Consider the following 24,437-nt stretch of genomic DNA (forward strand, 5'->3'; position numbering starts at 1 on the left):
CCGGCGAAGTGGATGCGGTTCGCTGCCCTGCAACGGCTAATCCATAGCTTTGGAGTGTGACGGGTATGTCCGGAGCGCTCGATTGACAGGGGGCTCCCGTGAACAAGCCTTTGAAAGCACGTATTGCCGAACTCCGGCATTTGTATCAGAACCCATATGCGTTCATCGAATACTTGGACGAACTTGATGAGCCAACATCGGTGCCGATGGAGTTGGCTGACGCCGATGGCGCAAAGCTAAGTGCGAGCCGCAAGGTATTGGAAGATCCCTACGCCTACTTGGATGGGGATGGTGGTTTCAGTGCAGGCATCGTCGAGGCAACGATCACCACGCGTTCGAACGATGCGGGATCGAAGGGCGCACATGCGGCTTCTTCCAACAATCGGAAGCGCCGTTATAACGATGCAGAGATCGAGGCCAAGGCCATCGCATTGCAACGCCGGCTTTGGCGCGAGCGAGATCAATTGTGGGAAGGTGCGCCGCCCACGAACCCGATCGAGGTGTTGGACATCCGCAAAGCGCTGGGTCTCGTCGGCTATGACCTCGTTTTTGAAAGTGGGCTGGGTAACGACCCGAGAACCCATATTGAAGTGGCTGGCCTGATTGACCGCGATGCAAAGGTGGTCAAGGCGTCACTTCAGTTTGTGGAGCCGGCCTATCAGCGGTTCACCCTGGCCCATGAGCTGGGGCACGCGGTTCTTCATCCCGATGGCGGCGGCATCCATCGGGATCGGCCGCTTGATGGTATGACGCGCTCCCGGGAACCAGGCGAGCGCGAGGCTGACCGCTTCGCCACCTTCTTCCTGATGCCAGAAAAGCTGCTAAGAGAATGCTTCGTGCAACGGTTTGGCACCGAGTGCTTTGTATTGACGGACGACACCGCGTTTGCTCTATCCAGAACGACGAGCGATGCGGTGCAGGAAAAGAACCCCACGCTGCGCCATCTCGCGCGGACGCTTGCCGCGGCGGAAACCTACAACTCACGTGCCTCCAAATCGCTGGCTGCCCAGTTCGGGGTTTCGGTTGGAGCGATGGCTATTCGCCTTGAGGAGTTGGGCTTGTTGAAGGCGTGAGTGTTCCGGTCGGCAACTCAGAAATGGTGGGCCTTCACGGCCGCTGTCCGACGATTTCACGATCAGGACGACCGATGGCCACTCGTTCTTGGGTGGCCTTCCGACACGGCCGTAGTGCGCCTGCTGGAACCATGAGGGTGCCAAGCCTGCCCTTCGATGTGAAGTTGAGCGGCCGCATGGCTGTCTCATGCCACGAGACCCCTTCCATTAAACTGGCACCAGGCTCCCGAAACTGACTTTGCATGGATTACCGATCTTTTGAAGGTGTCGATGACGCCACTGAGCACAATTTGCGGGTGCTTGAACATCGATCGCAACAGGAGCCCTATGGCGAAGCCGAAGACATGCAGCAGATGCTCATGCATGTCATCGGCACTCATGGGCTGTTGCCGAAACCTCTGCGTGCACTGATTCCCATCAGCCGCTGCTACACCGGTGATGGTCACTACCGAATGTCGTCAGAACGCCGGCAGCAGCTGTGGCGAGACATCAACAGCGACCTGCGTGAAGGTTTGGACCGGGTGATCGCCGAGCAAGCCTGCCTGGCCGTCGATCCATCCGGGCTGGCAGATTGGCCTGAAACTCAGGGTGAGCGGATCCTCGCCCTGTGTGAAAAATTGAAGTTTGCTGGTTGGGATATTGAGCTTGCTCAACAGCTGCAAAGAGTGGGGGCAGGAACCGAGGTGGCTGGTAAGGCCAGGCAACTCGAAGCACTGTTCCGTCGGAGGAACTTCCCTGACGTCGACGCCCACGAGCGGGAAATCAGTGATTTGACTGCGCGCATCAAAATGACCGCTCAGCGGCTGCACCACCGGCGCGGCCTCGTTTAAGGCGCGGCCGATTCAAGACATCGCACTCGACGCCGATGAAGACACGAGGGTCTCTGTGCCTCGATTGTCCCAACATCGATGTTTCGAAATCTGCTTAAAGGCCGTTGCCATGGATAACGCACCCCCTAAGAGTTCGCCGCCCCTAGAAAAGAGTAAGCAGGTGCTGCCAACCGCTTTTCCCCAGGCGGTCCTCACGGTGGATCACCTGTTGCCGCTCATTCAATTCAAGAAGGTGAGTCAGCCACTGCGGGTGCGCGGACGAGTTGAGGACGTCGGCACCTGGCAAGGAAACGGCTTTGGCTACTGCTATGGGGGTCTGGTTGGTGCCAACTGGACGCTTCCGTTTCGTGTTCCATTGGCGGCCGCTCCCTACGATGGCGAAGACATCATCATTGCCGGCGTGCTGACGGTCACGAAGGACTTCAAGGTTCAGCTGCAAGGGGACATCGAGGGCCGGTGGCAGTCCCTGCACAGGGAGCCCCAAGAGGCCATCCCAAAGCGTACGCGATCGGTGCAAACGTTGGCCAAGTTCATGGAGCACCATCCCGTGAAATCCATCGGCTTTCTGGTTTCAGGAACTGGTTGGGGTGACCTTTGCAGTGCGGCCAATCTGCCTCACCTCGCCGCTTGCCATCGTGAGTCCGCACACTTTGGCGATGAGGTTCAGTTCGTCCAGGCGCTTGACCGGCTGCTTAAAAAGAACGTCGCGGCGGTGGTTGTGGCGCGCGGTGGCGGTGAAAAGCTCATAACGATTGGCAACTCGTCCAGGGTGGCAAAGGCCCTGATTGAGACGGGTCTTCCGTATTACACGGCGCTGGGGCACTTCGACAATTTGCATTTGCTCGATCGCCATTCCGACGAGAGCTTCATTGCTCCAACGGACGTCGGGCATCGAATTCGCAACACAGAAGAGGAGCTCGGAGCACGTAAGGCCGCGCAAGCCGAGAGCGCACGCCTTCGCGGTCAGCTCTCTGAGGTAAAAACGGAACTGACCAAGAAAGAGGCCGAGAACCAACGCGCATCGGACCAGAACGTGGCCTTGGAGAAGAAGCTGGGCAAGCGCGAAACGCTGGTGTGGGCCCTCGTTGGAACTTCGATCGCGTTGCTTGTGGCGGTGTTGCTGCTTTGGTTTCAGGCGAACTGACGTCCTGCCGCGGCTTGTGAAGGCCATTTCGAACTGACCCAAGGAGAGAAGAATGGGTGAACAGAACGTGGTTGTCCCGAAGCAGTATTTCTACTCTGGTAAAACAGGGCCGGATCCCGACGGCCTGAAACGAGCGCTCATGAAATCCGGAGAACTAGCAGTGGCCAGGGGATGTTCGGCCATCAATCTTGCGGTGCCGAAGAAAGGAAACCTCGACGGGATCATGGAAGAGGTTCTTGGCGAACAAGCCTGTGATCTTCTGCAAAAGAACAACGAGCTTCCGCTTGATTCGATCACCATCTACTTGGTGACGAAGCGCGTGCCAATTAGCTTCGAGGGCCCGGTGGTGGCTGCCTGGGCTGACATGGAGCAAATCAAAGAACTAAACGCACACTACCGGACGAAAGACCTGATCTATCTGGCGTGGCTCGATGAAGAGCTGGCTGAGTTCAAGCGCGCCTTTCCTGTCTCGGAAGAGATCTGATACAGCGAGTAAGCGGTCGCCGATGGATGAGAGGCTGCGGATGTGAGGTGCCTTCACCAGAAAAGAGCCGCCCGAGGGCGGCTCTTTGCGTATCACAAGGGGCAAGTCATCACGGCGTGGCCCCTTGCGGTGCAGAGCGGCTGGGTGGGGTCAGCACAATTTTGTTCTGGTTGTCCGTCAAGATGATCTTGTCGATCTCGACCTCCACGTCATACATGGTATGGCTGCCCTGCCAAGTCGACGTGCGCGGGTGCTTCGGTTCGCTGACAGTAAAGAACACATAGGCGTTGTCGGCCATCTGCTGCCAGCGTGAGCCCAGCGACGGGTCTGCGTTGAAGAGCAAGGCAAACTGATTTCCGATGTAGCCTGGACGCAAGCCTGGTTGGAGCCAGTTCGGACCGCCCAGACGGAAGTCAACATCATTGGGCGAGGCAATGATCGGAAGTCCTCCACCCAGAATGACCACGCCTTTGCCAGGTGGAAGCGTTTGCCCTGCAGGATCCACACGCGTGTCCACTCGGATGGAGCCGCGGATGTAAAACTTCCTAGTGCCGGCCATCGTCGACATGCGTTGTTGCAACGTTGCCATGGTGGCACTTGGGTCATTCGCCTGTTCGAGCGACAAGCAGCGCTGAGCATCTTGTGGCGAGAGTTCGGATCTGTGGAGCAGGGCATAGCCCACAAACTCTCGATCACAGACTTGCCGGCCGCCCACGGTATTGCCAAAAGGATCCAACGCCGCAGAACCGAAGCGGAGGTGCGTGTAGCCATCGATGGTGTCGGGCGCATACGTCGGGTAAGCCCATTGGTTATTGCCTTGGCTCTTGGCGTGTAGGCCATCCGACCCGGCATGGGCCGTTGTGCTGGTCGTGGTGCCGTGGGTCAGTTGGTTGGCGACGGCTTGTCCCGTGTTGCTCAGCAGGCGTGACATGAAAGATTGTTGGGCAAGCGCGGCGCCAGGCAGCAACACCCCAAGCACCAAGGGGAGGAGGGCAGGGCGGATCATTGTGCACCCCCGGCCTTTTGCTCGAAGAGCACCTGGTCGCTGGCACCGAGCACCTGGACCTTTGTGATCGCCACCTGTGGGTGTGCCGCTGTCATCGGTGCCTTGGGCGAAGGCATAGATCTTCAAACGCAGCCCATGGCCCTTGTCCACGAGGGCCTCCATGGTCCGCGCCGTGGTGTCATCGGTGACGTGCAACGCGCGGAAGTCCGCGCCGTTGCTCACCGTGATCTGCCCATACGGTTGATGGTCTTCGTAGAACTGGGTGGAACCGCCGAACTGGAATAATCCCGTCTCAACGGGGAAAGCGTGCGCATTGAAGTCGAAGTGCCGGATCTGCGGATAGTCGTTGATCCAGGTGATGTAGCGATGATCCTTGGCCTCGGCGATCGCCGCCTCGAACTTTGGCTGCATTCCTTGGAGGATGTCGTGCTTCTTGAAGGAGTCCGTGCATCCCGGTAGTCGCTGGACGTTGCCCCCGCCATGAGTTCGAGCTTCGGCTTGGCGGACAGGGCGCTGTTCAAGGCCAGCACTTGCACCGCGCTTTCGATTGGCACGTAGGCCTGGTCGGGTGTGCTGGCGTCCGGCTTGGGCGCAGAAGCCGGCAGGTTGGCCATGAGAGCACGGGCTTCGACGGGGGCTTTTTCCGTCCCGGATTGGAATGGGAGCAAGCCCCCAACAAGAACGCGGCTCCGATGGCCGCAAGGGTGGGTGCGTTTCGCATGATGAACCCCTGAGCGCGCTGCTCCGTTTCTAACCCAGCCGGCAGCGCGCGGCGGGGCGGCCCAAACCATGGCCTTGGGGCGAAGTTTTGATCATCGACCCTGAACTGAACCGAAAAACGGTTCAAATGAGATAATGGCCAGAGGCGATGTAGACCAAAAATCTCCATAAATCACGCGATTTATCCGTGAATGGCCTAAGCTTTTCGATGGGTATGAACTGAAAAATAGGTCACGAGAGTCGCCCGCTACGGTAGGGGCATGGCAACGCGAACACTGAAAACGAAGAGCGTCGACCGCGGCGAATACGCCGTGGCCTGGGCATTGCTCAAATCCGCGCGTCTGGCCGCAAAACTCTCGCAGCGTGAACTAGCCGCCAAGCTGGGCCGAACCCAAACCTTCGTGGCTGATGTCGAGTTGGGGCGTCGAAGGGCTGACATCCTTCAGCTCTACGAATGGACACACGCCTGCGGCATCACGTTGGCGGCTTACGCGCATCAGGTCGAGGCCACTCTGGACTCATTGCCCAAGCATCTGCCCAGTGCCGTTCGGGTTCCGAAACCGCGCGCGCCAAAGAAGTAGGCGCTACCTCGGGAAGTGGCGTTGCGCCGGAGATTGAGGTGACGCCGACCGTGAACGACCTTCGGCAACATCATGACCCAGTGCTCGCGCGGGCTTTGGCTGTCCTTCGTGCACCGACGACGCCATGATGGTTCCGCTGTGGCGAATCCGCTTTCGGCCGAGAGCTGCATCCACGGGCTGCCCAACGGGTCCCTTGCAAACATATCTCCCTTGGCGGCCTAGTTCAGCCGTTCAACACCGTAGGACACCAACATGTCGCAAACGCTCGAAGGGTGGATATTGCTTAGGGTAGAGGATCAGCTTCGTTGCCTCGCCAAATGGTCCTTGGAGGGTGATGGGTCCTTGTATCTCCTCTTCGTGCGCACGGGAACTGTTGAGCGATCTTTCAGATCTGACGCTTCCGACCCATCACCTGTTCCCATGGACGACAGAGTAGGAAAGCCAAGGACCAGAAAGCTCTCCTATCACACCACGGGCCGAGTGCACTTGGAGCATCGTCGGGAAGACATTGCTTACATGGAGCCGCTGACGCGCCTGACGGCTACCAACCCTTTTGCTCAATACCTGATCCCTTCCGTTGGCGGTCTCGATCCACATGAAGGGCAGCTCGGGGAAAGGGATCTCGTCATCGATGCAGACCCCAATCAGTCCGCGGGCTACGAGTTCCGAGTTGCCCCCCACGACACCGCTTTCGAGTCGCCGGCTATCGGGCTGATCTTCAACAACTACTTCGCCTTGCAAGTGGTGCCAGCGCAACACCCAAACAGCCTTTCGGGCGCGCTGCTGCCATGCTTCACAATCATCACCCCCAAACCGGGCGTCTTCGCAAACCAAGCGATCCGTGAAGACCAAGCGTTCATTGAGCACAAGCAACGAGTTTCCGGATCAAGAGGGATGATCTTGTTTCCCCCAACATCCAAAAATGATCGGGGCACCTATCGAGTTGTGCCCAGTGTGCCCATGCGAGTGCAACCAAAAATTGACGTCGATTTCTTCGATCCGTCTTTGAGCGCAGTGCAGCAAGTCGAAGGTATGAGCGTCAGACGGGCGAACGTTGACATTCGATTTCGCGTCAAGGGAGCAGGTGGATTTCTCAATGACCCCGTAGCCATCAAATCGATCACCCTCGATGCTGAAATCTATTAGGGCCGATGCCAATGCTGGCTGCGACGGTTCTCAGTTCATGAGACCTATCAGACACATGCTGATAACCCTGCCAAGGAGAGCCCATGAAGACCGACCTGACATCCGATAGTAGTTTCGCGCAGTGGCGCCTGAGGCAACCTTGGCCCGCCAATGGGGACGAACAGCAGGCGCTTAAAAAGAACGCGCTGGAACAACTATTGGTCAGCTTTCGTCGAGGCGAAATCATCAGCTTGGACGGGGTGGAGTCGGCCACCGCCAGGGCGATTTACGAGATCCACGGGCAGCGTCCGTTCGAAATGAACAGCCACTGGATCCTGTCTGCACAGGACTGGACCTGTCCTTGTTGTGGGCGAAGCAAGGTGGCGATCAGTCGGTTGGGTGGTAAGGGGCAGATCCTGGGCAAGCTCACGATCCACCATGACCACATGGGGGACGCGATCGAGGAGGAGTTCTGCCGTGTGTTTGTCGCCAAGGGAACCGAAAACCCGCAAGTTGAGGGGAAGCGTCTGGTGGGGCGCATCGGTAAAGCCTTCGCAGCACATGAAGAAGTGCTGATCTGCGAGGACTGCAACAATGCCGATACGAGAGCGAGCAGGGATCTTGGGTTGCCCAAACACTTCTCTTTTCCGGTGGGAAAGATCAGGCGCTTCATTCTGCCGGTTCCTCATGCACCGCATCGCATTGATATCGATGCTGCCCAAAGAGCGTGGGAGGAAGCGAAGCCAGCCTACGATTTACGAATGCGCTTGATTGGGGAGGTTGCTGTCGCAGCGGCGACGAATACCCATTGGTATGAGCCACACCAACGACAGGCGATTCCTATTCCGGTCTATGGATATGCAAATGCCATGCTTGGATTTGCGAATATCACGGATTGGCTCAATTTGGAGGACCTGGAAAAGGCACTCGGTCCCAAGGAGAAGATCCATCAGCCAAACCGTGCGCGTTGGCGCACGGAGTCAGCCAAGCCAGGAAGACCTTTGCCAGGCAACTATCTGGCATTGCTTCGTTCGGCTCCCTACATGGCCGAGTGGTGGGATGCATTACCAGAGGATTGGTGTTGTCCCGTTTGCGATCGAAGTAAATATGAGCAGCTCTATTTTGGTGACAAAGGGGAGATTCAGTTCCGCACGCCAGGTGCTTCCAATGCTCCGCGTTGGCGGCGACAGCGGATCTGCAATCATTGTCACTCCGTGGTCATGAGCCTCAAAGAGGAAATCACCCAGCGGATGGGCGCCAGGCCAGACGACAGTTTTGGACACTTCTCGCCCGACGAATTGAAGGGGATCATTCGGGCTCGCCCTCATTCATCGCACCTGATCAAACCCAAGGAGGCGGCCGCACTGGTGGATCTGGTGGTGAAGCGCCTTGCCGAGGAGGGCGAAGATGTGTTCTGAGGGGGCGGTGGGTCGAACAATTGCGGAGGTCAGGCCGGTGAGGTCAGGGCAGCCCTGGTATCCAGGCGAAAGAATGAGGCTGCGGTAGCGCTTTTTGAGTCCAACCATCTCTTGCATGTGGGCCTTCAGCATGAGCAAGCCAGACGACAATAAGTCCGTGACAGTCAGGATCACCGATTCTTTCAAACTATCGTCGCAGGGGCGGGGAACAACTCGCAGAGACGATGCGGTGATCGGTTATACCGAGTCACGGCTCAATGGGCGTGCTGCGCACGCTTCGCTCGGACCTGATGGCATCAGCCATGGGCTTTCCGGTTCACCACCGACCAATGAAACGGGGACCATGGAGACCTGCACCTATTTGATTGCTGCGATGAACAGAACTGGAGCCGGCTCGACGTGGGGGCAGCCCGTCTTGGTTGACGAGCATGACGACGCAGACGCGATTTGTGGCAAGTTAAACGGTGGATCAGAGGTCCTGCGCATTCAAGTGGTCCGTGCTCAATCAAACGCCGCCTTCTGGAAAGAGGTTCACGTCAACCATGGCGCTACGATGAGCGGGACAGCGGTCGAATTGGCGACGGAGCTCAAAGCACCCATTGCGCACAAAGCTGGCCTCCTGCCCCCGGCTCAACGTGGTCAGCTCGTGCTGGCCCTGAGTGCCCTGCATACACCGGGCTATGTTCTTGGGGACGTCGCTGAGAAGTTCCGGGAGCACCATGGGGCATGGGCCGGATCTATGGGGTTCAGAGAGATCTGGTTGGTCGGCCCTGGCGTTGAGCTCACACACCGTTTGGCGTGACGTGGTCCGGAATGATCTCGGTTACGGCTCGGCTTTAGGGGCTCCCTCTCTGACAAGCACCGTGGCCAACTGTTCATCGCTCGGTGGTGGCACATAGCGCTTGTCAGCGTCGGCCAGGAGATCCGCCAAAGCCTTTCCCGAGCTGGCGCGGAGAAAGAGTGCATGGTTGGGGCAGAGGGGGTGCCCCAGTTCCACAATAAGGGAATACGTGTGGATCAGCTCTTCGGCGGCTAGAAGGGTGAGATAGATCATGGCTCCCAGTGCCGGTTTCAGCGGCACTAGGCTGTTCGGCTCAAACTCATCGGAACGCCATGTTGTCATCGCACTGAATGGCCACAGGGTGGATTCGATATAGGCCCCTTTTTGGGTCGTGAAGATGACCGGGGTTGGGCTGCCCTTGTGAACGATGGCGTCGCGCATCGTTCTTAGGTTTGCAAAGAAAGGGGCGTGCCGCGCATACACGAAGGCCAGCGCCTGCGGGATCATGAATCGCTCCTCGATCTCCGCCGCCGTCCGAGGTTTGTTATCTCCCCCGATCACCATGTCCCCAAAACTGTTGGGCAGCGTTTTTTTCGGAGATGAGCCATCCTCTTTGTAGCGGACCTTTGACCAAATGGCTTTGATGATCCTCTGGAGGTAGTCAAAGATGCTGCGGCACTGAACGGCTAGGTATTCGACTTCGGTTATGACCATCCGGCCGGCCTGACCCTCGACCTCGCTTTGGTGGGCCATCAAGAGGTCGAGCTTGGCCACAGAGGCGGCGACGTTGTAGAGGTCATCCCAGATGCCCATAAAAGGTTTGGCCGTTTCCTCAAAGCACACGTGCTGAGCAATTAGGTTGAGCACGTGAAGAGCTTAGGTCGTGCGGCGCAGCGGCACAGTCTCCAAAGTAGGTTCCCTCGGAGAGATCCACGATTTGGATGGGGAGCAGGCGCCCATTGTTGGCGAACCACAACTGCCACTGACCATCTGTGCGAAACGTTCCGGTGCAAACAATCTGCCCGCGAAGAACGGCACGCGGATCCACGTATTGAATGACGCCGATTTCTTCGATGGGGACTTGCGTGGACATTGTTGGATGGCCTGTGGGATGGATGTCGCTGTCAGGCTTCATCGCCATGCTATTTGCTGGCATATGGCCGATGTTGCCTCTTCTGGTGTGGTTTCTTAGAAGGACATCAGTGGTGAGGCGACTCGGGCGGGCGAAGGCGTGTGATCATGAGCAGACTGCCACATTGGGGGCACTCATCCATGCCACCGGTCTGATCACCCCAGCGGAAGTCGCATCTGACGCAGACGTATCGGAGTGGATCACCGGGAATGGCTTGCCGGGCAGGGTGGGAGGGAGTTGGCGGTGGGATCGGCGGCATGGCCTGAGATCGACTCGTTTGAGGTAAGGGCAGGGAGCGTCCTGTCGAGTGCTGCCCCTGTCGTGCTCGAAGCGCTTCCAGCTCCGCCTGTCTTCGGCTTGCCTGCTGAGGGTGGAAAACCCAGCTTTTTGCCCCTGTGTTGGAGATCAAGAAGTCTTGTAGGGCTTGCCGATAGCTATGGCGCTTGGTCCGCGGGTCCTCTTCAAAGGCCAATTCCATCAAGTTGATGGCGACCACGCCGGCGCAAGGAGCAGGTGGTGCGCGCAAGGCATCAGGGACAAGCCTCTCAGGATGAGTGATGTAGATGGCGAAGGTGCCACCAGCCACGGTTGCCAGGATGTCCACCAACGTCTGCCCAAGCCGAACATCGACATCGCACGCTGGCAAGGGGAAGGACTGAGGAGAGACCACCTCATACGTGTGGAGTGCTGTGGGACCGCGGGAGAACGGTATTTCAACGGTGTCACGAAGTTCGGGCAGGTCGATGGTCAGCCCATCCCGGAGCAGTTGCCGCATCATGAGCCGCACCGAAACAGCCCAAGAAAAGTCGCAGTCGGAATGAGTGTCCCCTTCGTCTGCCCGGCTTACATGGGCGAAGTGCCAAGCTTTCACTTCCCCCTTTCTGGCAATCAGTGGGGACTGACAAGAAGGACAGATACAGCCGCAGGCCAAGCCTTGTTGAACCTCGTCCACATCAACGATCCGACCGTTTATCTTGCGCAATGCGAAAGGGATCAGGGCGTGGTCCATGGCGGTTGCCTTGTGGGTGAGCTGTGATTATCTATTTATTTTGTTTTTGTTAAACACTCAGATGAAACTTCTCCTGCCGCTGCCGCAACTTGGTCAACGAGGAGTTCCACATTTCCTGTTTTTGACCCATTGTTTCAGCACGATATTGTTCTGTAAGCTACTGAAACAAAAATGAAAAATTTAATTTTCAGGAAGTCTTTCGGTGCAGCTTGCACTATATTGTTTGAAGGAAGCAAAAGAAACTGTGGCCATCTCATCAGGAGGCCACGCAGGTGGACGTTATTTCGCTGGTTCGCAGTGCAATGCATGTCGGTCCTTATTTTGTGATCGCAGTTTTGAGCCTGCTGGTCGCCTACGAGGCGGTCCGTAAGAAGGGGGACAAGAAGTGAGCTACGGCCGGATGCCCTTTGTGTGGATTACGCACGGCATGCTGCATCAGTTCAGCGCAGCAGAGGCCACGATGGGGCGAGAGATCGCCGCATTGAAATCGTATTTGGCGATCGCCGGTTTCCTTGACTGGAAGCACCGGGAGACCGTGCTTTCCATCTTTGACCTCCAAGGCATTACTGGGGTGTCCAAGCCCATGGTTCTTCGGGGGCTTCAACTGCTGGAAGATCGAGGGTTGGTCGTGATCCAAAGCCGAGCCGACCGCAACACCAACGTTTACGAGCTCGGAGCGATGGAAAGCCACTATCGGAAGGTCCCACAGGACGTGATCGGCTCGAACTTGAAGTTGATTGGTAACCGGGGAGCTGTATCTCTGGCCGCGCTCAAACTTTATGTCGCCATGCTGTATCACCGAAACGAAAAAACCGGTGATGCGGCTGTTTCTCATCGAACGCTGGTGGATGAAACCGGTGTGCGGCCCGAGTTGGTGAAAGACGGTTACAAAGTGCTGCACACGTGTGGGTTCGTTACCGTGTCTCGTAGCAGCGCGCTACGTGAGCTGTCGGCGTCGGGCTTCGCCACCAATGCCTACAAAATGCATGGTGATTTCGTTGGCCTGGAAGCGGCGGTCCGCCGGCCTGGTGCCATTCGCAGTCGCCAGCGCAAAGGGATTGCGCCTTGGGCCTGATAACAGGGAGAGGAGGCCTGGGTTTGCTTATGAGCCGTTGGCTGTCATCGGTAATCCATCCAGCCCGGCGTCTCTTAGCACCTTCTGCGCGGTTTCAACGGCCCACCCCTGTTGCGGGGGCAGCTCGGCCAGGGATCCCATCGGTGTGGGGCCATGCAGCGGTGGCAGGCCGCCCAGCTTCCGGATTCGGTCTTCATGCTGTTCATAGCGGGGACGCAGCAACCGCACCTTGTTCTGAACGTAGTCACGAGTTTGGGCGTAGTCGCCATGGGCCGCATGGTTCAGGGCCACCGCTGCGGTCTGCATCACCACCACACCTAGGGCCAAGTCGGTGGCCACCGTGCGGCGCAGGTCGCGTGGCCGCCACCATCTTAGATTAGGTTGCACGTCGAGGACTTTTTACTTGGCGCGCCTCACTCGCCTCCACAGCCGTACGCCGTTGTTGCACGCGATCCAGCTTCGGAAAGAAGACGCCAACGGAGCGAGGGACATACGGCGTGGGTGGCGGCAGCTCGTGTTTGACGGCGTTGACTGTTTCAAAGCGCTCAAAGAGGGTCGGTGGGTCGATGTAAAACTCCGACAGGATCGAGCCCTTGGTGCTGTGTCCCGTGATCCGCGCAATGCGGCCTTCCAACATTCCTGCTCGCTCAGCGAAGGTTGCAAAGGTGTGCCGGAAACAATGAAACACGAGCTTGTCGTCGTTGACGCCACACAGCGGCATATAAGTGCGGTTCCACCAGTCGCCCACTTTGTCGCCGCCTAATTTGCCAAGACCAGGAAAAAGCGGCCCAGTGGCTTGGTTCTGAGCCTGGGTGACGTCGGCGACATAGGCGAGAAATCCCGCATCGAGTAGCACGGGGTGGAGTGGAACAAAGCGTTTTGTCTTTGGGTTCTTCAAATGTTGCCCAGCAAATCGGGTGGCAACATGAAAGCCCCAGACATGCTGCACTTGTTCAATATCGGCTGTGTTGAGCTGGGCCAGTTCATTGACGCGCGCGCCGCTATACAACGCGAGCAGTGGGATCCACCAGCGCGAAGGTGTGCGGCAATGTTGGTCACGACGTTCCGGATCGAACAAGGCTTGTAGTTCGCTGGGGAGGAAGGCACGCCGGCTGCGTTCGTCTTCTTGGGCACGCGTCATCACATGCACGTCAGACGCAGGGTTGTCGGGCAAATGCCGGCGCTTGACGCACCAGTTGAGAAACACCCTCAATCGGTCCAAATGCTTTTCTTGCGTGCGCTCGGCGATCGTCGGTGGGCGAAGTCGACGTGACAGGGCAAGCACCCCCGGGACATCCAGATCTTTGTATTCGGTTTTCTTGTTGGCATTCACCGGCCAATCGGCGATCGCCGCCAGGAACGTGTCGATGTCATCGGTGCCAACGGTGGCGATCGGTTTGTCGCCGATGGCGCCCAGAAACAGTCGCAACGTGTGGCTGGTGTCCAACACGTTGGCCGCGGCTCGCAGCTTTTGTTTGAACTGCGCGAGGAACACCGAGATGCGTTCGGACAAAAGAGGTGAGGGCTCGGTCGACGCCGTGGCTGGTGGCGCGGCTGGTATGGCTGGTAACGTTGTGGGGTGATGGTGTGCGTCCATCGCCCGAAGCATTTCCAGCGCCATGGCGTGATCGGCGGGCCCCAAGGCCTGGATGCGACGTGTGCCATCCGGTGTGATTTCGATGGAGTAGTTCACCGCCTCAGGAATGACAAATCCCCATGGATCAAACCGCATTTCCTGGGTCTTCAAGACGAATGGTTTTGGCGGCGTGGGTATGGGGCCTTTGAGGGCAGCGCACTGATGAGACAGAGCGTAACCGAGATGCGCGGCGGCCAATCGGGCATGGTCTCCACTCACATTGCCCAGGGCCCGAACAATGAAGCGCGACCCCAGTGCGGTGCGTGCATGCACGGGCACCAAGAAGCGGACATACCAGCCTGAGGGTCGGCGGAAGAGGAGCGGCTTTGGCATGAAACGATACCCAAAACGATACCTGTGGGAAGGCGTTTCGGGGATCGTTGAGTGCCTAGAAAGCATCGGCCGATCAGCGGTTTAGACTGATCGGCCGACAGGTTTTGGTGGAGGTGGCGGGAGTCGAACCCGCGTCCGAAGGCGCTTGACGCCCGGTACTACATGCTTAGCTCACCGTTGGATCTCGTCCCGCGACAGCACAGTGTGCGAAGCGCATCGAAGGACCAGCCTGCTTGATTTAACCCTTACCGACAGGCGGCAGCTTCGGGCGATCCTGTGATAGTGACCCTACATCCACGAGCACAGGCACAAGTGGGTTCGGGGCTAGGCCTTAAGCGGCCAGAGCGTAGTTGTCGTCGTTGGCAACTATGAGTTTGCAACTGGATTTACGAGGAAAGTCGCCCCCTCGGCATGCACCAAGCTATCTCACTACCCCCGTCGAAGCCAGGACACCCCCGGGGAAAAAAGATTGCTGGAACGCGACAGTATATGGAGCCGTCGTGGGCTTCTTCAAGCTTGCGGGCCAACCCGGCTGTACAGCTATCGTTGGCGCACGGACGCGGGTTCGACGCCCGCCGCCCCACGAAACGCGACAAGCACAGGGGAAAGCGCATGACCAGGGTCAGGCTGGCGGGACAGGGCGATGCGGGCACGCTGACGGAGTTGCGCTGCGCGTTTCTGGAGGAAATGGGGCAGACGCTGCCGGACGGGTTCTCCGACCATCTGCGCGACTGGATCGAGACGGCGCTGGGCGCCGGGCGCCTGCATGCCTGGCTCGCCGAGCGGGAAGGGCGGGTGATCGGCAGTGCGGCGGTGAACCCGTATCCGCACATGCCTTCCGCCAACTATCCCACGGGGCTGGGCTGGTATCTGCTGAACGTCTATGTGAAGCCCACGCACCGGCACGACGGCGTGGGCGCTGCGTTGCTGGCGGCGGTGGGCTCGGCGGCGCGGGAGCAGGGCGTGGATGCGATGACGCTGCATGCCACGGCGCAGGCGCGAAGCCTGTACGAGCGCCTGGGTTTCAAGCCTTCGCCGGACGCCATGCGCCTGGCGCTGGCCTGAGGAGTGCCTCAGGCGCGATTGTGGGCGCGCATGATGCGCTGCTTCTCGCGCTGCCAGTCGCGTTCTTTCTCGGCTTCGCGCTTGTCGTGCGCCTGCTTGCCGCGCGCCAGGCCGATCTCCACCTTCACCTTGTTGCCCTTCCAGTACAGCGCGATGGGCACCATGGTGTAGCCCTTGCGCTCCACCGCACCGACCAGCTGGTCGATCTCTTCCTTGTGCAGCAGCAGCTTGCGCGTGCGCCGGTCCTCGGCGATCACGTGGGTGGAGGCGCTGATCAGGGGCGGGATGGAGGTGCCGACGAGGAAGATCTCGCCCTTCAGCACCACGGCGTAGCTGTCGCCGAAATTGATGCGGCCGGCGCGCAGCGCCTTCAGCTCCCAGCCCTGCAGGGCGATGCCCGCCTCGTAGCGCTGGTCGATGTGGTACTCGTGGCGGGCGCGCTTGTTGAGCGCGATGGTGCCGGTACCTTTGTTGTCTTTGTCCTTAGCCTTGGCCATGTCCGCTAAACTTCGGGGCCGACGACCCCGCTGGCGATGCGACCGGAGCGGTCGCACCGTGATTCTCTGAAGAGGCTGATGTGATCGAAATCCGCCGCAGCGCGCTGGTGAAGTACTCCCCGGCGCAGATGTTCGACCTGGTCAATGAGGTCGAAGCATACCCAAAGCGCTTCCCCTGGTGTGCTGGCGCCGACGTGCTGGAGCGCGGGGAGAACATGCTGGTGGCGCGGCTGGATCTCAAGTTCGCCGGTTTCCGGCAGAGTTTCACCACCCGCAATACGGTCGATCCGCCGCATCGCTTGCAGATGAGCTTGGTGGACGGTCCGTTCCGCAGCCTGGAGGGGGTGTGGGACTTCATCGCCCTGGGCGATGCCGGCTGCAAGATCAACTTCGCCCTCGATTTCGACTATGCCGGCCGCCTGGGCGGTACGGCGCTGAAGCTGGGTTTCCAGGGGCTCGCCAGCCGCATGGTCGAGGATTTCTGCCGCGAGGCCGAACGCACCTATGGTTGAGCGGATCGCGGTGGAAGTGGTCTACGCCGAGGCGGGGCGCCAGTGGGTGCTGCCGGTGGAGTTGCCGGCCGGGGCCACGGTGATGCAGGCGATCGAGGCGTCCGGTCTGCTGGCGGAAGTGCCCGGCTTGGAGGTCGACCCGGCGCGGCTGGGGGTGTTTTCCCGGAAAGCGGCACCGGACCGCGTGCTGGAAGCGGGCGACCGGGTGGAGATCTACCGGCCGCTCACGCTCGATCCGAAGGAGGCGCGCCGGCGGCGCGCCCAGGGCGGCTGAGGGCTTACTTGCCGTCCTTCTGCTCGTCCGGCGTCTTCGTCTTGTCGCCGGCGGTTTCGTCCACCGGGTAGCCGGCACGGAACTTCTTCTGCTCCTCGACCAATTTCTTGGCGTCCTCGGCGAAGAAATCGCCTTCGGTGCGCACCAGGGCGTCGTTATTGAACGTAAGGCTGAGCGTGCGGACCTTGATCGGGCCGCCGCGGTGCTGCTGCGTGGAGACGTAATCCCAGCGGTTCTGGTCGAAGGGCGTGGCCACGGAGGGAGAGCCCATCAGCACCAGGACCTGGCGCTTGGTCATGCCCGGCTTGAGCTGATCGACGTTCTTCTTGTCGAGCAGGTTGCCCTGCTGCACGTCGGGGGTATAGATGAGTCGGCAGCTGGCCAGGGAGAGGCCCAGCAAGGCGAAACCCAGCGTGCGGATCAGCTTGTGCATGCGTCTTGCGTCCGGATCGTGAAGGTGGCGGATGATACACTAACGAATTGGCGGCACCGTGTGCCTGTTGGAGTGAAGCGATGGAACAGGAAACCAAGGAACTGCGCAAAGCCGGGCTGAAAGTGACCCACCCCCGCATGCGCATCCTTCAGATCCTCGAAGAGGAGGAGGTCCATCACCTCACCGCCGAGGACATCTACAAGAAGCTGCTCGCCCACCAGGAAGACATCGGGCTAGCCACCGTCTATCGGGTACTGACCCAGTTCGAGGCGGCCGGCATCGTGGTCAAGCACAACTTCGAGGGCGGCCAGGCCGTCTACGAGCTGGACCGGGGCAAGCACCACGACCACATGATCGACGTGGACAGCGGAAAGGTGATCGAGTTCGTCAGCGAGGAGATCGAGCGCCTCCAGCATGAAATCGCGGCCAAGCACGGCTACGTGATCGAGGACCACAGCCTGGTGCTGTACGTGCGGCCGAAGTCGCGCGGACGCTGAGGTTCCAGCGGGGTTGCAGAGAAGGCCGGTGGCGTTGCCACCGGCCTTTTTCGTGACCGGACATCGCCTTTGATCTCACTCCCTCCGGGGACGCCGCTCTTGCGCCCTCTCCCCGGAGGGGAGAGGGCTGGGGCGAGGGGCCGGGCGGAGCGAGTGGCTGGGGATCGCGAAAAGCTCGAAAGCTCCAACTTTCGCTGCGTAGCGCCGTTCGGGCGAGCACTCACCCCTCATCTGCCTACCGGCATCTTCTCCCCGGAGAGGAGAAGACTTGCTCGTGGATACGCGAGACAAGGGACGGGAAACGCCCATAAAAAAAGCCGCGGATGGACTCCTGTCCATCCCGCGGCTGATCCGTTATCGATCGGCTTCCTGACGGGGCGAATTGCTCGCCAGTGTGTCAGGCGTTGCCGCCGGTAACGGCGGAACGGCATCCTGCCGTTCTTCATGCCCACCGTCCCCACGGTTGGCATGGCTCACCATCTTGCGATGGTGGCTCCCCCACATCGATGGAGAGATGCTAACGACCTGTTCACGAGCCCGGTATTGGAAAATTTCCTAGGATCGGGAACTTTTTGTCAGGTCTATAGGCGAGGTGTGAAGCCGTTCGCATTGCTGCTGCGCAGCAGAATGCGCAGGTGCACGCCCTGGGATTCCGGGCGCAGCCGGAAGAGTCCGCCCAGCGAGGTGACGCGGTCGCGCATGCCCTGCAAGCCGCGGCCGCCGCGCGGCATGCGGGTGGGCAGGCCGACGCCGTCGTCGCGGATGTCCAGCAGCGCCAAGGCGCCGCCCTGGCGCTCGCCGATGCGCAGGCGCAGCTGGAACGTGCTGGCCTGCGCGTGCTTCACCGCATTGGTGGCGCTTTCCTGGACCAGGCGATAGATCGCGGTGCGGGTGTCCTCGTCCAGCAGGCGCGGATCGCCGTGCAGTTCGGTGCGATAGATGACACCGGCGGTGGCCAGCAGATCGCGGATCGGGCCTTCGTCCAGCGCGCGCAACAGGCCGAACTCGTCGAGCACGGCGGGGCGCAGATCGTCCAGCAGACGATGCAGCGCGCGGCGCATGTGACCGAGGATGGTGTTGATCGACGCGCTGATGTCGTCCATGCCCGCTTGCGCGAGGCGTGCCTGCGCGAGCTTGAGATGCGTCTGGATGGCGGTGAGGTTCTGGCCCAGTTCGTCGTGCAGTTCGGCGGCCATGTGGCGACGCTGGTTTTCCTCGGCTTGCAGGTTGCCGCGCGCGGCATCGCGCAGCTGGCGCGCGAGTTGATCGAGCCGGCGATTCACCGCGGCGAGATAGACGTTCTGCTCGGCGACGCGCTCGCTGCTGCGGCGGAGCGCGTCGGTCGCGGCGCCCAGCATCAGCGCGCCGGTGCCGGCGACGGAAAGGAACAGCTGCGCCGGGGCTTCCGGCGCCGGGCGGCCGGCGAAATGGTCCACCAGGGTCATGCCCAGGCTGGAGATCAGCATGGCCAGGCTGGCGCCGCGCCAGCCGTGGCGGAAGGCGAAGAACAGCACTGGCGCCAGCGACAGGATGCGCGCGAACTGCGGCTGCGGCGCGGGGTGCGAGGAAAGCAGCAGCAGGATCGCCAAGGCCGGCAGCATCACCAGCAGGCCGTCCATGGTGAGGTTGGTCAGCGCGCGGTGCTCCAGGTGCGCGCGGAACAGCATGATCAGCAGCGGCACCACCAGCAGGGTGCCGACATAGTTGCCGAGCAGGTCCTGGCCGAGCGCGCGCATCAGCATCTCGGCCGACAGCGGGTTGTGCACGGTCGCCAGGATCGCCGCGTCCACCACGGTGGTGGCGGCCACGGTGAAGGCGGCGGAGAGCAGGAGGCGCGAGACGTCCTCCGGATCGCGCATGCTTACGTGCAGTTGGGCGCGCCGCATCAGCCAGAGACAGAGGGTGACCACCACCGGCTCCGGCAGCTCGCCCAGGATCAGTCCCGACCAGCCCAGCGGCATGCCCTGGCTGACGTTCAGCAGCCCCGTCGCGCCGAATTCGGCCAGCAGCAGCCATGGCCACCAGCGCATCGGCGACAGCAGCAGCGCGCCGAAGCGCAAACCGTAGGGCAGCATCCAATAAGGCTGCTCCGTGGGCCACAGCAGCAGCCACAGCAGGAAATAGCCGATGCAGGCGAAGATGCCGGCCCAGGGCAGGAACAGGGGTCTCTCGAGCATGCCGGCGATGGTACATGCGGCCGCCGGGGTTTCCGCACGGTGCGCCACCCTTGCCGAGCCACCCTTGGGCAGCGCCCGGGCCTGCTATACAGTGCGTTCCATGTACAGCATCGTCCTGGTCGATGACCACGCCATAGTCCGCGAAGGCTTCAAGCGGCTGATCGAAATGGAGCCGGACCTCGAGGTCGTGGCGGAGTGCCGCAGCGCCGACGACGCGGTCGAGGCGGTGAGCCAGCGCCGGCCCGATCTGGTCGCGCTGGACCTGTCCCTGCCCGACGGCAGCGGCCTGCCGCTGATCGAGCATCTGCGTAGCGTGGCGGACCAGACCCGCATCGTGGTGCTGAGCATGCACGACGGCGAACCCTACGTTTCGGAAGCCCTGCGCCGCGGTGCCAGCGGCTACGTCACCAAGGGCGTGGCGCCGGAGGAACTGGTTGCCGGCTTGCGCGCGGTGATGCAGGGCGAGTGCTTCCTCAGTTCCGACCTGCGGCAACGCCGCGCCGAACGGCCCAGCGAGGCGCTCGATCCCATCAACCGGCTGACCAGCCGCGAGCGCGAGGTGTTCCTGCTGCTGGCGGAAGGCCGCGCGCCGAAGCAAGTGGCGGCGGAACTGGGGATCGGCCAGAAGACCGTGTACATCCACCGCGCCAGTCTGATGGGCAAGTTGGGCGCGGGGTCGGAACTGGACCTTTATCGCATGGCCAGCGAACGCGGCTTGCTGCCGAGGCGCGAGGGCAAGGGCTGAGGCCTTCTGTGTAGATGGGGCGGGGCGGAGGGCGTTCGCCGCTGCGTTTGATTGGCAGCACATCGATCAGTGGCGCTTCGTCAGCGGCACTTGGTCAACGTGGAGTCTTCGGCTACTACGTCCCTCTGACCGCACGCCTTTCGCCCGTCATTCCGGCGAAGATGCGGCCCCCAAGAAAGGGCGCCGCATAGATCAAAGGCGCCGTCGAAATTCGACGCCGGTCAAGCCGTCTGCGCGCGATCCAGCATCTGTTTCGCATGCGCCCGCGTCTCGCGGGTGATCTCCACGCCGCCCAGCATGCGCGCCAATTCATCGCGGCGGCCGTTGGCATCCAGCTTCTCGATGCGCGTCTGCGTGCTCTCGCCATCGCTGTGCTTGCTGACGCGCAGATGGGCGTGGCCTTGCGCGGCCACCTGGGGCAGGTGGGTGACGCACAGCACCTGGCGCTGGCCGCCCAGTGCGCGCAACTTCTGCCCTACCACTTCCGCGACCGCACCGCCGATACCGGTGTCCACTTCGTCGAACACCATGGTGCCTACGGTGTCTTTGCCCAGCGTGGCCACTTCGATGGCGAGGCTGATGCGCGCCAGTTCGCCACCCGAGGCCACCTTGCGCAGCGGGCGCGGCGGCTGGCCGGGGTTGGCGCTGACCAGCAGTTCGCAGCGCTCGCGGCCCTGCGGGTCGGGTTCGTCGCTGCCGGCGGCTTCCAGTTCGATGACCAGCTGGCCGCCGGCCATGCCCAGTTCGGCCATCAGGGCGCCGACTTCCTTGCCGAGCTTCGCGGCTGCCGTGGTGCGCGCCTTGCTCAGCTTGGCGGCGGCGGAGTCGAAGTCGCGGCGCAACTGGTCGCGCTGGGCGGCGAGCTTTTCCAGCGCGTCGCCGGCGCCTTCGAGTTCGGCCAGCTCGGTACGCAGCGCGGCGGCCCGATCATGCAGATCGGACACCGGCGTGCGGTGCTTGCGCGAGAGTTCGTGCAGGCGGGTGAGGTGGGTGTCGACTTCCGTGTAGCGCTCCGGGTCCAGGTCCACGTCCTGGGCGTAGCGGTTCAGGCCATCGGCGGCTTCGCCGAGCTGGATGGCGGCGTTGTCCAGCAGTTCGAGCAGCGGGGCGAGGCGGTCGTCCAGTGCACCCAGCTTGTCCAGCTCGGCATGCGCGCGGGCCAGGGCGCGGTTGAGCGCCAGCTCGCTGTCGCCGTCGATCAGTTCCGCGACGCCGGCAGCGCCTTCGGCCAGGCGGCCGGCATTGGCCAGGCGCTTGTGGCTGGCTTCCAGCTCGGTCAGTTCCGCCGGGGGCAGGGCCCACTGTTCCAGTTCCGCGCTCTCGTGGCGCAGCAGCTCCAGCCGCTGTTCGCGGTCCTCGCCGCCGCTGAGCTTGCGGATGCGGGCGCCCACGTCGCGCCATTGCACGGCACTGTCACGCACCTGGTCCAACAGGGCGTCGTGGCCGGCGTAGGCATCGAGCAGGGCCATCTGGTGGGCGCGGGAGAGCAGCGCCTGGTGTTCGTGCTGGCCGTGGATCTCCACCAGCAGGGTAGCCAGCTCGCCCAGCTGGCTGGCGCTGGCCGGGCGGCCGTTGATCCAGGCGCGCGAACTGCCCTCGGCGCGGATCACGCGGCGCAGGCGGCAGCTGCCGTCTTCCTCGTCCAGTTCCTCCCGGCGCAGCCAGTCGCGGGCCTCGGGCAGGGCGGCCAGGTCGAACTCGGCGGCCAGTTCGGCGCGGTCGCTGCCGGCACGGACCATGCCGCTGTCGGCGCGGCCGCCGGCCAGCAGCATCAGGGCATCGACCAGCAGGGATTTGCCGGCGCCGGTCTCGCCGCTGACGACGGTGAGGCCCGGGCCGAAGGCGATCTCGGCTTCTTCTACAACTGCGAAATGGCGGACGTAGAGCGAGGTGAGCATGGGGTGGCGCGCTGAAAAGTCGGTGGATTGTAAAGGCAGAACCCGGCGGGCAGGAGCCATGCCGGGCGGGGCTGTGTCCGCCCTGGAAACGGCACCCGCCGGGGCGGATTTCTTGCAAACTGCCGGACCAAACCTTATTTCTTACGCGTCTCACGGATTGCCACAGCGCATGCCTCGACCCCTCGGCCACGACCTGGATGCCCGCGCGCGACGCCTGTTGCGCACGCTGATCGCGCAGTACCTGGCGGATGGCGAGCCGGTGGGCTCGCGCACGCTGTCGCGCTCGTCCGGCCTGGACGTCAGCCCCGCCACCATCCGCAACATCATGGCGGACCTGGAAGACGCGGGCCTGGTGGCTTCCCCGCATACTTCCGCCGGGCGCGTGCCCACGCCGCGCGGCCTGCGCCTGTTCGTGGACAGCCTGATCGAACTGCAGCCGCTGCCCCGCGAGGACATGGCGCGCCTGCAGCGCGAGCTGCCCGCCGGCCCGACGACCACCCGCGACCTGCTGGGCAACGTGTCCAGCCTGCTGTCGGCCATGACCCACTTCGCCGGCGTGGTCACCGTCCCGCGCCAGGCGGATTTCCCCTTGCGGCACATCGACTTCGTAGCGCTGCCCGGGTCCCGGGTGCTGGTGATCCTGGTGTTCTCGGACAACCAGGTCCAGAACCGCGTGATCCAGCTGGCCAGGTCGCTAGAGGCCGGGGAGCTGGAGCAGGCGGCCAATTACCTCAATACGCACTTCGCCGGCCTGCGGCTGGACGACATCCGCGCGCACCTGCTACGCGAGTTGCGCGAGGCCAGCAGCGAGCTGAACCGGATGCTCTCCAGCGCCGTGGAGCTGGCGGCGGCCTCGTTCGCGCCGCAGGCCGAGGGCGACGACGTGCTGGTCAGCGGCCAGACCAACCTGATGGGTTATGCGGAACTGGCCGACCTGGACCGCCTGCGCGAGCTGTTCGAGGCGTTCCAGAAGAAGAACGAGCTGCTGCAACTGATGGAGGTCTGCGCCAAGGCGCCGGGCGTGCGGCTGTTCATCGGCGAGGAATCGGGTTTTGCCGCCCTGGACGGCTGCAGCGTGGTCACGGCCACCTACGGCACCCGGGGGCGTGTTCTGGGGGCGGTCGGGGTGATCGGCCCCACCCGCATGGCCTACGAACGGGTGATCCCGGTGGTGCAGGCGACGGCCGGTGTGTTGAGCGACGCCTTGAATCGCGCCGCCACGGCCTTATAACCCGCCCGGGAGGCGGGGTTTCCCGCATATTGTTGGGGGTCGGCACGGCGTGCCGGCCATGTTTTGGTTTTGGAGCATTTCATGCAGAACAACGACCCGCAGGTGCCCAATGGGGCGCCCGAAGCCGCCGCGCCGGACGCGCAAGCCGAACTGGAGGCCTTGAAGGCCCGGGTGGCCGAGCTGGAAGCCGCCAACGTGGAGTTGCGCGACACCGTGCTCCGCGAGAAGGCGGAGATCGAGAACCAGCGCCGCCGCCTGCACCGCGACCTGGAACAGGCGCGCCGCTTCGCCAACGAGAAGTTGCTCAACGAGCTGCTGCCGGTCTACGACGGCCTGGAAATGGGCCTGTCAGTGGAGGGCGGCGACGTGGCCAGCGTGCGCGAGGGCATCGCGCTCACGCTCAAGTCGCTGCTGAAGATCGCCGAGAACAATGGCCTGGTGCAGGTCGATCCGCTGGGCCAGCCGCTCGATCCCGAGCGCCATCACGCGGTGAGCATGGTGGAGGCCCCGGGGCAGGCGCCGAACACGGTGGTCAGTGTGCTGCAGAAGGGCTACGTGTTGAACGATCGTCTGCTGCGGCCGGCGCTGGTCGCGGTCGCCAAGGATTGACAGCGCCATCCATCGGCCGGCGGCTGAACGCGCCCGTGCCGATGGCTGCAGAACCGACTACGAGGGCTCGCCGGCACGTTGAATCGCAAGGGCCGGGCCCCATTTGACAAGACAGCGCGGCCGCGGGGCCGCAACGCATTTTTCGGAGCACA

General features: G+C 61.9%; 25 protein-coding genes and 1 other RNA gene. 17 read left to right on the forward strand and 9 right to left on the reverse strand.

Annotated elements, in window-relative coordinates; translation table 11 throughout:
• The first annotated feature begins 98 nt into the window (after positions 1–98).
• The 4 genes from RKE25_RS10875 to RKE25_RS10890 all read left to right on the forward strand — a co-directional run bounded on the left by RKE25_RS10875 (position 99) and on the right by RKE25_RS10890 (position 3,531).
• The gene (locus RKE25_RS10875) at positions 99–1,073 is read left to right on the forward strand and encodes an ImmA/IrrE family metallo-endopeptidase (protein WP_311842232.1); all 975 of its coding nucleotides are present in this window, start codon (positions 99–101) and stop codon (positions 1,071–1,073) included.
• Positions 1,074–1,315: 242 nt separating this feature from the next.
• Positions 1,316–1,903: a hypothetical protein gene (locus RKE25_RS10880; RefSeq protein WP_311842233.1), complete on the forward strand. Its 588-nt coding sequence runs from the start codon at positions 1,316–1,318 to the stop codon at positions 1,901–1,903.
• Between the two features lie 109 nt (positions 1,904–2,012).
• Entirely contained in the window at positions 2,013–3,047 is a 1,035-nt protein-coding gene (locus RKE25_RS10885) for a hypothetical protein (protein WP_311842234.1), read from the forward strand.
• 52 nt (positions 3,048–3,099) lie between these two features.
• Complete coding sequence (locus RKE25_RS10890; protein WP_311842235.1) at positions 3,100–3,531, forward strand: hypothetical protein; 432 nt, start codon at positions 3,100–3,102, stop codon at positions 3,529–3,531.
• A gap of 109 nt (positions 3,532–3,640) precedes the next feature.
• Here RKE25_RS10890 and RKE25_RS10895 read toward each other — a convergent pair whose 3' ends face one another.
• Positions 3,641–4,948: a hypothetical protein gene (locus tag RKE25_RS10895; protein ID WP_311842236.1), complete on the reverse strand. Its 1,308-nt coding sequence runs from the start codon at positions 4,946–4,948 to the stop codon at positions 3,641–3,643.
• A 569-nt stretch (positions 4,949–5,517) separates the two neighbouring features.
• Here RKE25_RS10895 and RKE25_RS10900 point away from each other — a divergent pair.
• From RKE25_RS10900 to RKE25_RS10915, 4 genes are all read left to right on the forward strand, one after another.
• Positions 5,518–5,838, forward strand: a complete 321-nt coding sequence (locus RKE25_RS10900) for a helix-turn-helix transcriptional regulator (protein WP_311842237.1) — start codon at positions 5,518–5,520, stop codon at positions 5,836–5,838.
• 516 nt (positions 5,839–6,354) lie between these two features.
• Entirely contained in the window at positions 6,355–6,984 is a 630-nt protein-coding gene (locus tag RKE25_RS10905) for a hypothetical protein (protein WP_311842238.1), read from the forward strand.
• Positions 6,985–7,067: 83 nt separating this feature from the next.
• On the forward strand, positions 7,068–8,381 hold the full coding sequence (locus RKE25_RS10910) for a hypothetical protein (protein WP_311842239.1): 1,314 nt from the start codon (positions 7,068–7,070) through the stop codon (positions 8,379–8,381).
• Between the two features lie 130 nt (positions 8,382–8,511).
• A complete protein-coding gene (locus RKE25_RS10915) occupies positions 8,512–9,183 on the forward strand; it encodes a hypothetical protein (protein WP_311842240.1) in 672 nt (223 codons plus the stop codon).
• A 21-nt stretch (positions 9,184–9,204) separates the two neighbouring features.
• Here RKE25_RS10915 and RKE25_RS10920 read toward each other — a convergent pair whose 3' ends face one another.
• Positions 9,205–10,029: a hypothetical protein gene (locus RKE25_RS10920; protein WP_311842241.1), complete on the reverse strand. Its 825-nt coding sequence runs from the start codon at positions 10,027–10,029 to the stop codon at positions 9,205–9,207.
• A gap of 815 nt (positions 10,030–10,844) precedes the next feature.
• On the opposite strand from RKE25_RS10920, the gene RKE25_RS10925 reads away from it, so the two are divergent.
• Together RKE25_RS10925 and RKE25_RS10930 are read left to right on the forward strand one after the other, a co-directional pair.
• Positions 10,845–11,330: a hypothetical protein gene (locus tag RKE25_RS10925; protein WP_311842242.1), complete on the forward strand. Its 486-nt coding sequence runs from the start codon at positions 10,845–10,847 to the stop codon at positions 11,328–11,330.
• A 400-nt stretch (positions 11,331–11,730) separates the two neighbouring features.
• Positions 11,731–12,378 carry a hypothetical protein gene (locus tag RKE25_RS10930; protein WP_311842243.1) on the forward strand — a complete coding sequence of 216 codons (648 nt, stop codon included), beginning with the start codon at positions 11,731–11,733 and terminating at the stop codon, positions 12,376–12,378.
• Positions 12,379–12,405: 27 nt separating this feature from the next.
• On the opposite strand, the gene RKE25_RS10935 is transcribed toward RKE25_RS10930, so the two are convergent.
• The 3 genes from RKE25_RS10935 to ssrA form a co-directional block, all read right to left on the reverse strand.
• Entirely contained in the window at positions 12,406–12,684 is a 279-nt protein-coding gene (locus RKE25_RS10935; protein ID WP_311842244.1) for a hypothetical protein, read from the reverse strand.
• A 70-nt stretch (positions 12,685–12,754) separates the two neighbouring features.
• Positions 12,755–14,125 (reverse strand): site-specific integrase, encoded by a 1,371-nt coding sequence (locus RKE25_RS10940; protein WP_311842245.1) that lies wholly within the window; start codon positions 14,123–14,125, stop codon positions 12,755–12,757.
• 327 nt (positions 14,126–14,452) lie between these two features.
• Positions 14,453–14,804: a transfer-messenger RNA gene (gene ssrA, locus RKE25_RS10945) on the reverse strand.
• Between the two features lie 155 nt (positions 14,805–14,959).
• Between ssrA and RKE25_RS10950 the strand changes: the two genes are divergently transcribed.
• Positions 14,960–15,412 carry a GNAT family N-acetyltransferase gene (locus tag RKE25_RS10950; protein WP_311842246.1) on the forward strand — a complete coding sequence of 151 codons (453 nt, stop codon included), beginning with the start codon at positions 14,960–14,962 and terminating at the stop codon, positions 15,410–15,412.
• A gap of 8 nt (positions 15,413–15,420) precedes the next feature.
• Here the strand turns inward: RKE25_RS10950 and smpB are convergent, their stop codons facing one another.
• Positions 15,421–15,909 carry an SsrA-binding protein SmpB gene (gene smpB, locus RKE25_RS10955; protein WP_311842247.1) on the reverse strand — a complete coding sequence of 163 codons (489 nt, stop codon included), beginning with the start codon at positions 15,907–15,909 and terminating at the stop codon, positions 15,421–15,423.
• An 80-nt stretch (positions 15,910–15,989) separates the two neighbouring features.
• Between smpB and RKE25_RS10960 the strand changes: the two genes are divergently transcribed.
• The gene (locus RKE25_RS10960; protein ID WP_311842248.1) at positions 15,990–16,421 is read left to right on the forward strand and encodes a type II toxin-antitoxin system RatA family toxin; all 432 of its coding nucleotides are present in this window, start codon (positions 15,990–15,992) and stop codon (positions 16,419–16,421) included.
• Positions 16,414–16,695, forward strand: a complete 282-nt coding sequence (locus RKE25_RS10965) for an RnfH family protein (RefSeq protein ID WP_311842249.1) — start codon at positions 16,414–16,416, stop codon at positions 16,693–16,695. The genes RKE25_RS10960 and RKE25_RS10965 overlap by 8 nt, the downstream gene beginning before the upstream one ends.
• A 4-nt stretch (positions 16,696–16,699) precedes the next feature.
• Here RKE25_RS10965 and bamE read toward each other — a convergent pair whose 3' ends face one another.
• Positions 16,700–17,128, reverse strand: coding sequence for an outer membrane protein assembly factor BamE (gene bamE, locus RKE25_RS10970; protein ID WP_311842250.1), 429 nt, complete (start codon positions 17,126–17,128; stop codon positions 16,700–16,702).
• A gap of 80 nt (positions 17,129–17,208) precedes the next feature.
• Here bamE and fur point away from each other — a divergent pair, with 80 nt between their 5' ends.
• Positions 17,209–17,625 carry a ferric iron uptake transcriptional regulator gene (gene fur / locus RKE25_RS10975; RefSeq protein ID WP_311842251.1) on the forward strand — a complete coding sequence of 139 codons (417 nt, stop codon included), beginning with the start codon at positions 17,209–17,211 and terminating at the stop codon, positions 17,623–17,625.
• A 581-nt stretch (positions 17,626–18,206) separates the two neighbouring features.
• Here fur and RKE25_RS10980 read toward each other — a convergent pair.
• Positions 18,207–19,802: an MASE1 domain-containing protein gene (locus RKE25_RS10980; protein ID WP_311842252.1), complete on the reverse strand. Its 1,596-nt coding sequence runs from the start codon at positions 19,800–19,802 to the stop codon at positions 18,207–18,209.
• A 100-nt stretch (positions 19,803–19,902) separates the two neighbouring features.
• Between RKE25_RS10980 and RKE25_RS10985 the strand changes: the two genes are divergently transcribed.
• Complete coding sequence (locus tag RKE25_RS10985) at positions 19,903–20,547, forward strand: response regulator transcription factor (RefSeq protein ID WP_311842253.1); 645 nt, start codon at positions 19,903–19,905, stop codon at positions 20,545–20,547.
• Positions 20,548–20,768: 221 nt separating this feature from the next.
• Here the strand turns inward: RKE25_RS10985 and recN are convergent, their stop codons facing one another.
• On the reverse strand, positions 20,769–22,445 hold the full coding sequence (recN, locus tag RKE25_RS10990) for a DNA repair protein RecN (RefSeq protein WP_311842254.1): 1,677 nt from the start codon (positions 22,443–22,445) through the stop codon (positions 20,769–20,771).
• Positions 22,446–22,614: 169 nt separating this feature from the next.
• On the opposite strand from recN, the gene hrcA reads away from it, so the two are divergent.
• Together hrcA and grpE are read left to right on the forward strand one after the other, a co-directional pair.
• Positions 22,615–23,676, forward strand: coding sequence for a heat-inducible transcriptional repressor HrcA (gene hrcA, locus RKE25_RS10995; RefSeq protein WP_311842255.1), 1,062 nt, complete (start codon positions 22,615–22,617; stop codon positions 23,674–23,676).
• A gap of 81 nt (positions 23,677–23,757) precedes the next feature.
• Complete coding sequence (gene grpE, locus RKE25_RS11000) at positions 23,758–24,285, forward strand: nucleotide exchange factor GrpE (RefSeq protein WP_311842256.1); 528 nt, start codon at positions 23,758–23,760, stop codon at positions 24,283–24,285.
• Positions 24,286–24,437: the final 152 nt, after the last annotated feature.

The organism is Dyella sp. BiH032 (assembly GCF_031954525.1).
Taxonomy (GTDB): domain Bacteria; phylum Pseudomonadota; class Gammaproteobacteria; order Xanthomonadales; family Rhodanobacteraceae; genus Dyella_D.

What these genes read in the sequence shown, in the direction of transcription:
- RKE25_RS10880 (WP_311842233.1), top strand. Translation starts at nt 1,316, where the DNA reads ATGGATTACCGATCTTTTGAAGGTGTCGATGACGCCACTGAGCACAAT.
- RKE25_RS10885 (WP_311842234.1), top strand. Translation starts at nt 2,013, where the DNA reads ATGGATAACGCACCCCCTAAGAGTTCGCCGCCCCTAGAAAAGAGTAAG.
- RKE25_RS10890 (WP_311842235.1), top strand. Translation starts at nt 3,100, where the DNA reads ATGGGTGAACAGAACGTGGTTGTCCCGAAGCAGTATTTCTACTCTGGT.
- RKE25_RS10895 (WP_311842236.1), bottom strand. Translation starts at nt 4,948, where the DNA reads ATGCAGCCAAAGTTCGAGGCGGCGATCGCCGAGGCCAAGGATCATCGC.
- RKE25_RS10900 (WP_311842237.1), top strand. Translation starts at nt 5,518, where the DNA reads ATGGCAACGCGAACACTGAAAACGAAGAGCGTCGACCGCGGCGAATAC.
- RKE25_RS10905 (WP_311842238.1), top strand. Translation starts at nt 6,355, where the DNA reads ATGGAGCCGCTGACGCGCCTGACGGCTACCAACCCTTTTGCTCAATAC.
- RKE25_RS10910 (WP_311842239.1), top strand. Translation starts at nt 7,068, where the DNA reads ATGAAGACCGACCTGACATCCGATAGTAGTTTCGCGCAGTGGCGCCTG.
- RKE25_RS10915 (WP_311842240.1), top strand. Translation starts at nt 8,512, where the DNA reads ATGAGCAAGCCAGACGACAATAAGTCCGTGACAGTCAGGATCACCGAT.
- RKE25_RS10925 (WP_311842242.1), top strand. Translation starts at nt 10,845, where the DNA reads ATGAGTGATGTAGATGGCGAAGGTGCCACCAGCCACGGTTGCCAGGAT.
- RKE25_RS10930 (WP_311842243.1), top strand. Translation starts at nt 11,731, where the DNA reads ATGCTGCATCAGTTCAGCGCAGCAGAGGCCACGATGGGGCGAGAGATC.
- RKE25_RS10935 (WP_311842244.1), bottom strand. Translation starts at nt 12,684, where the DNA reads ATGCAGACCGCAGCGGTGGCCCTGAACCATGCGGCCCATGGCGACTAC.
- RKE25_RS10950 (WP_311842246.1), top strand. Translation starts at nt 14,960, where the DNA reads ATGACCAGGGTCAGGCTGGCGGGACAGGGCGATGCGGGCACGCTGACG.
- smpB (WP_311842247.1), bottom strand. Translation starts at nt 15,909, where the DNA reads ATGGCCAAGGCTAAGGACAAAGACAACAAAGGTACCGGCACCATCGCG.
- RKE25_RS10965 (WP_311842249.1), top strand. Translation starts at nt 16,414, where the DNA reads ATGGTTGAGCGGATCGCGGTGGAAGTGGTCTACGCCGAGGCGGGGCGC.
- bamE (WP_311842250.1), bottom strand. Translation starts at nt 17,128, where the DNA reads ATGCACAAGCTGATCCGCACGCTGGGTTTCGCCTTGCTGGGCCTCTCC.
- fur (WP_311842251.1), top strand. Translation starts at nt 17,209, where the DNA reads ATGGAACAGGAAACCAAGGAACTGCGCAAAGCCGGGCTGAAAGTGACC.
- RKE25_RS10980 (WP_311842252.1), bottom strand. Translation starts at nt 19,802, where the DNA reads ATGCTCGAGAGACCCCTGTTCCTGCCCTGGGCCGGCATCTTCGCCTGC.
- RKE25_RS10985 (WP_311842253.1), top strand. Translation starts at nt 19,903, where the DNA reads ATGTACAGCATCGTCCTGGTCGATGACCACGCCATAGTCCGCGAAGGC.
- recN (WP_311842254.1), bottom strand. Translation starts at nt 22,445, where the DNA reads ATGCTCACCTCGCTCTACGTCCGCCATTTCGCAGTTGTAGAAGAAGCC.
- hrcA (WP_311842255.1), top strand. Translation starts at nt 22,615, where the DNA reads ATGCCTCGACCCCTCGGCCACGACCTGGATGCCCGCGCGCGACGCCTG.
- grpE (WP_311842256.1), top strand. Translation starts at nt 23,758, where the DNA reads ATGCAGAACAACGACCCGCAGGTGCCCAATGGGGCGCCCGAAGCCGCC.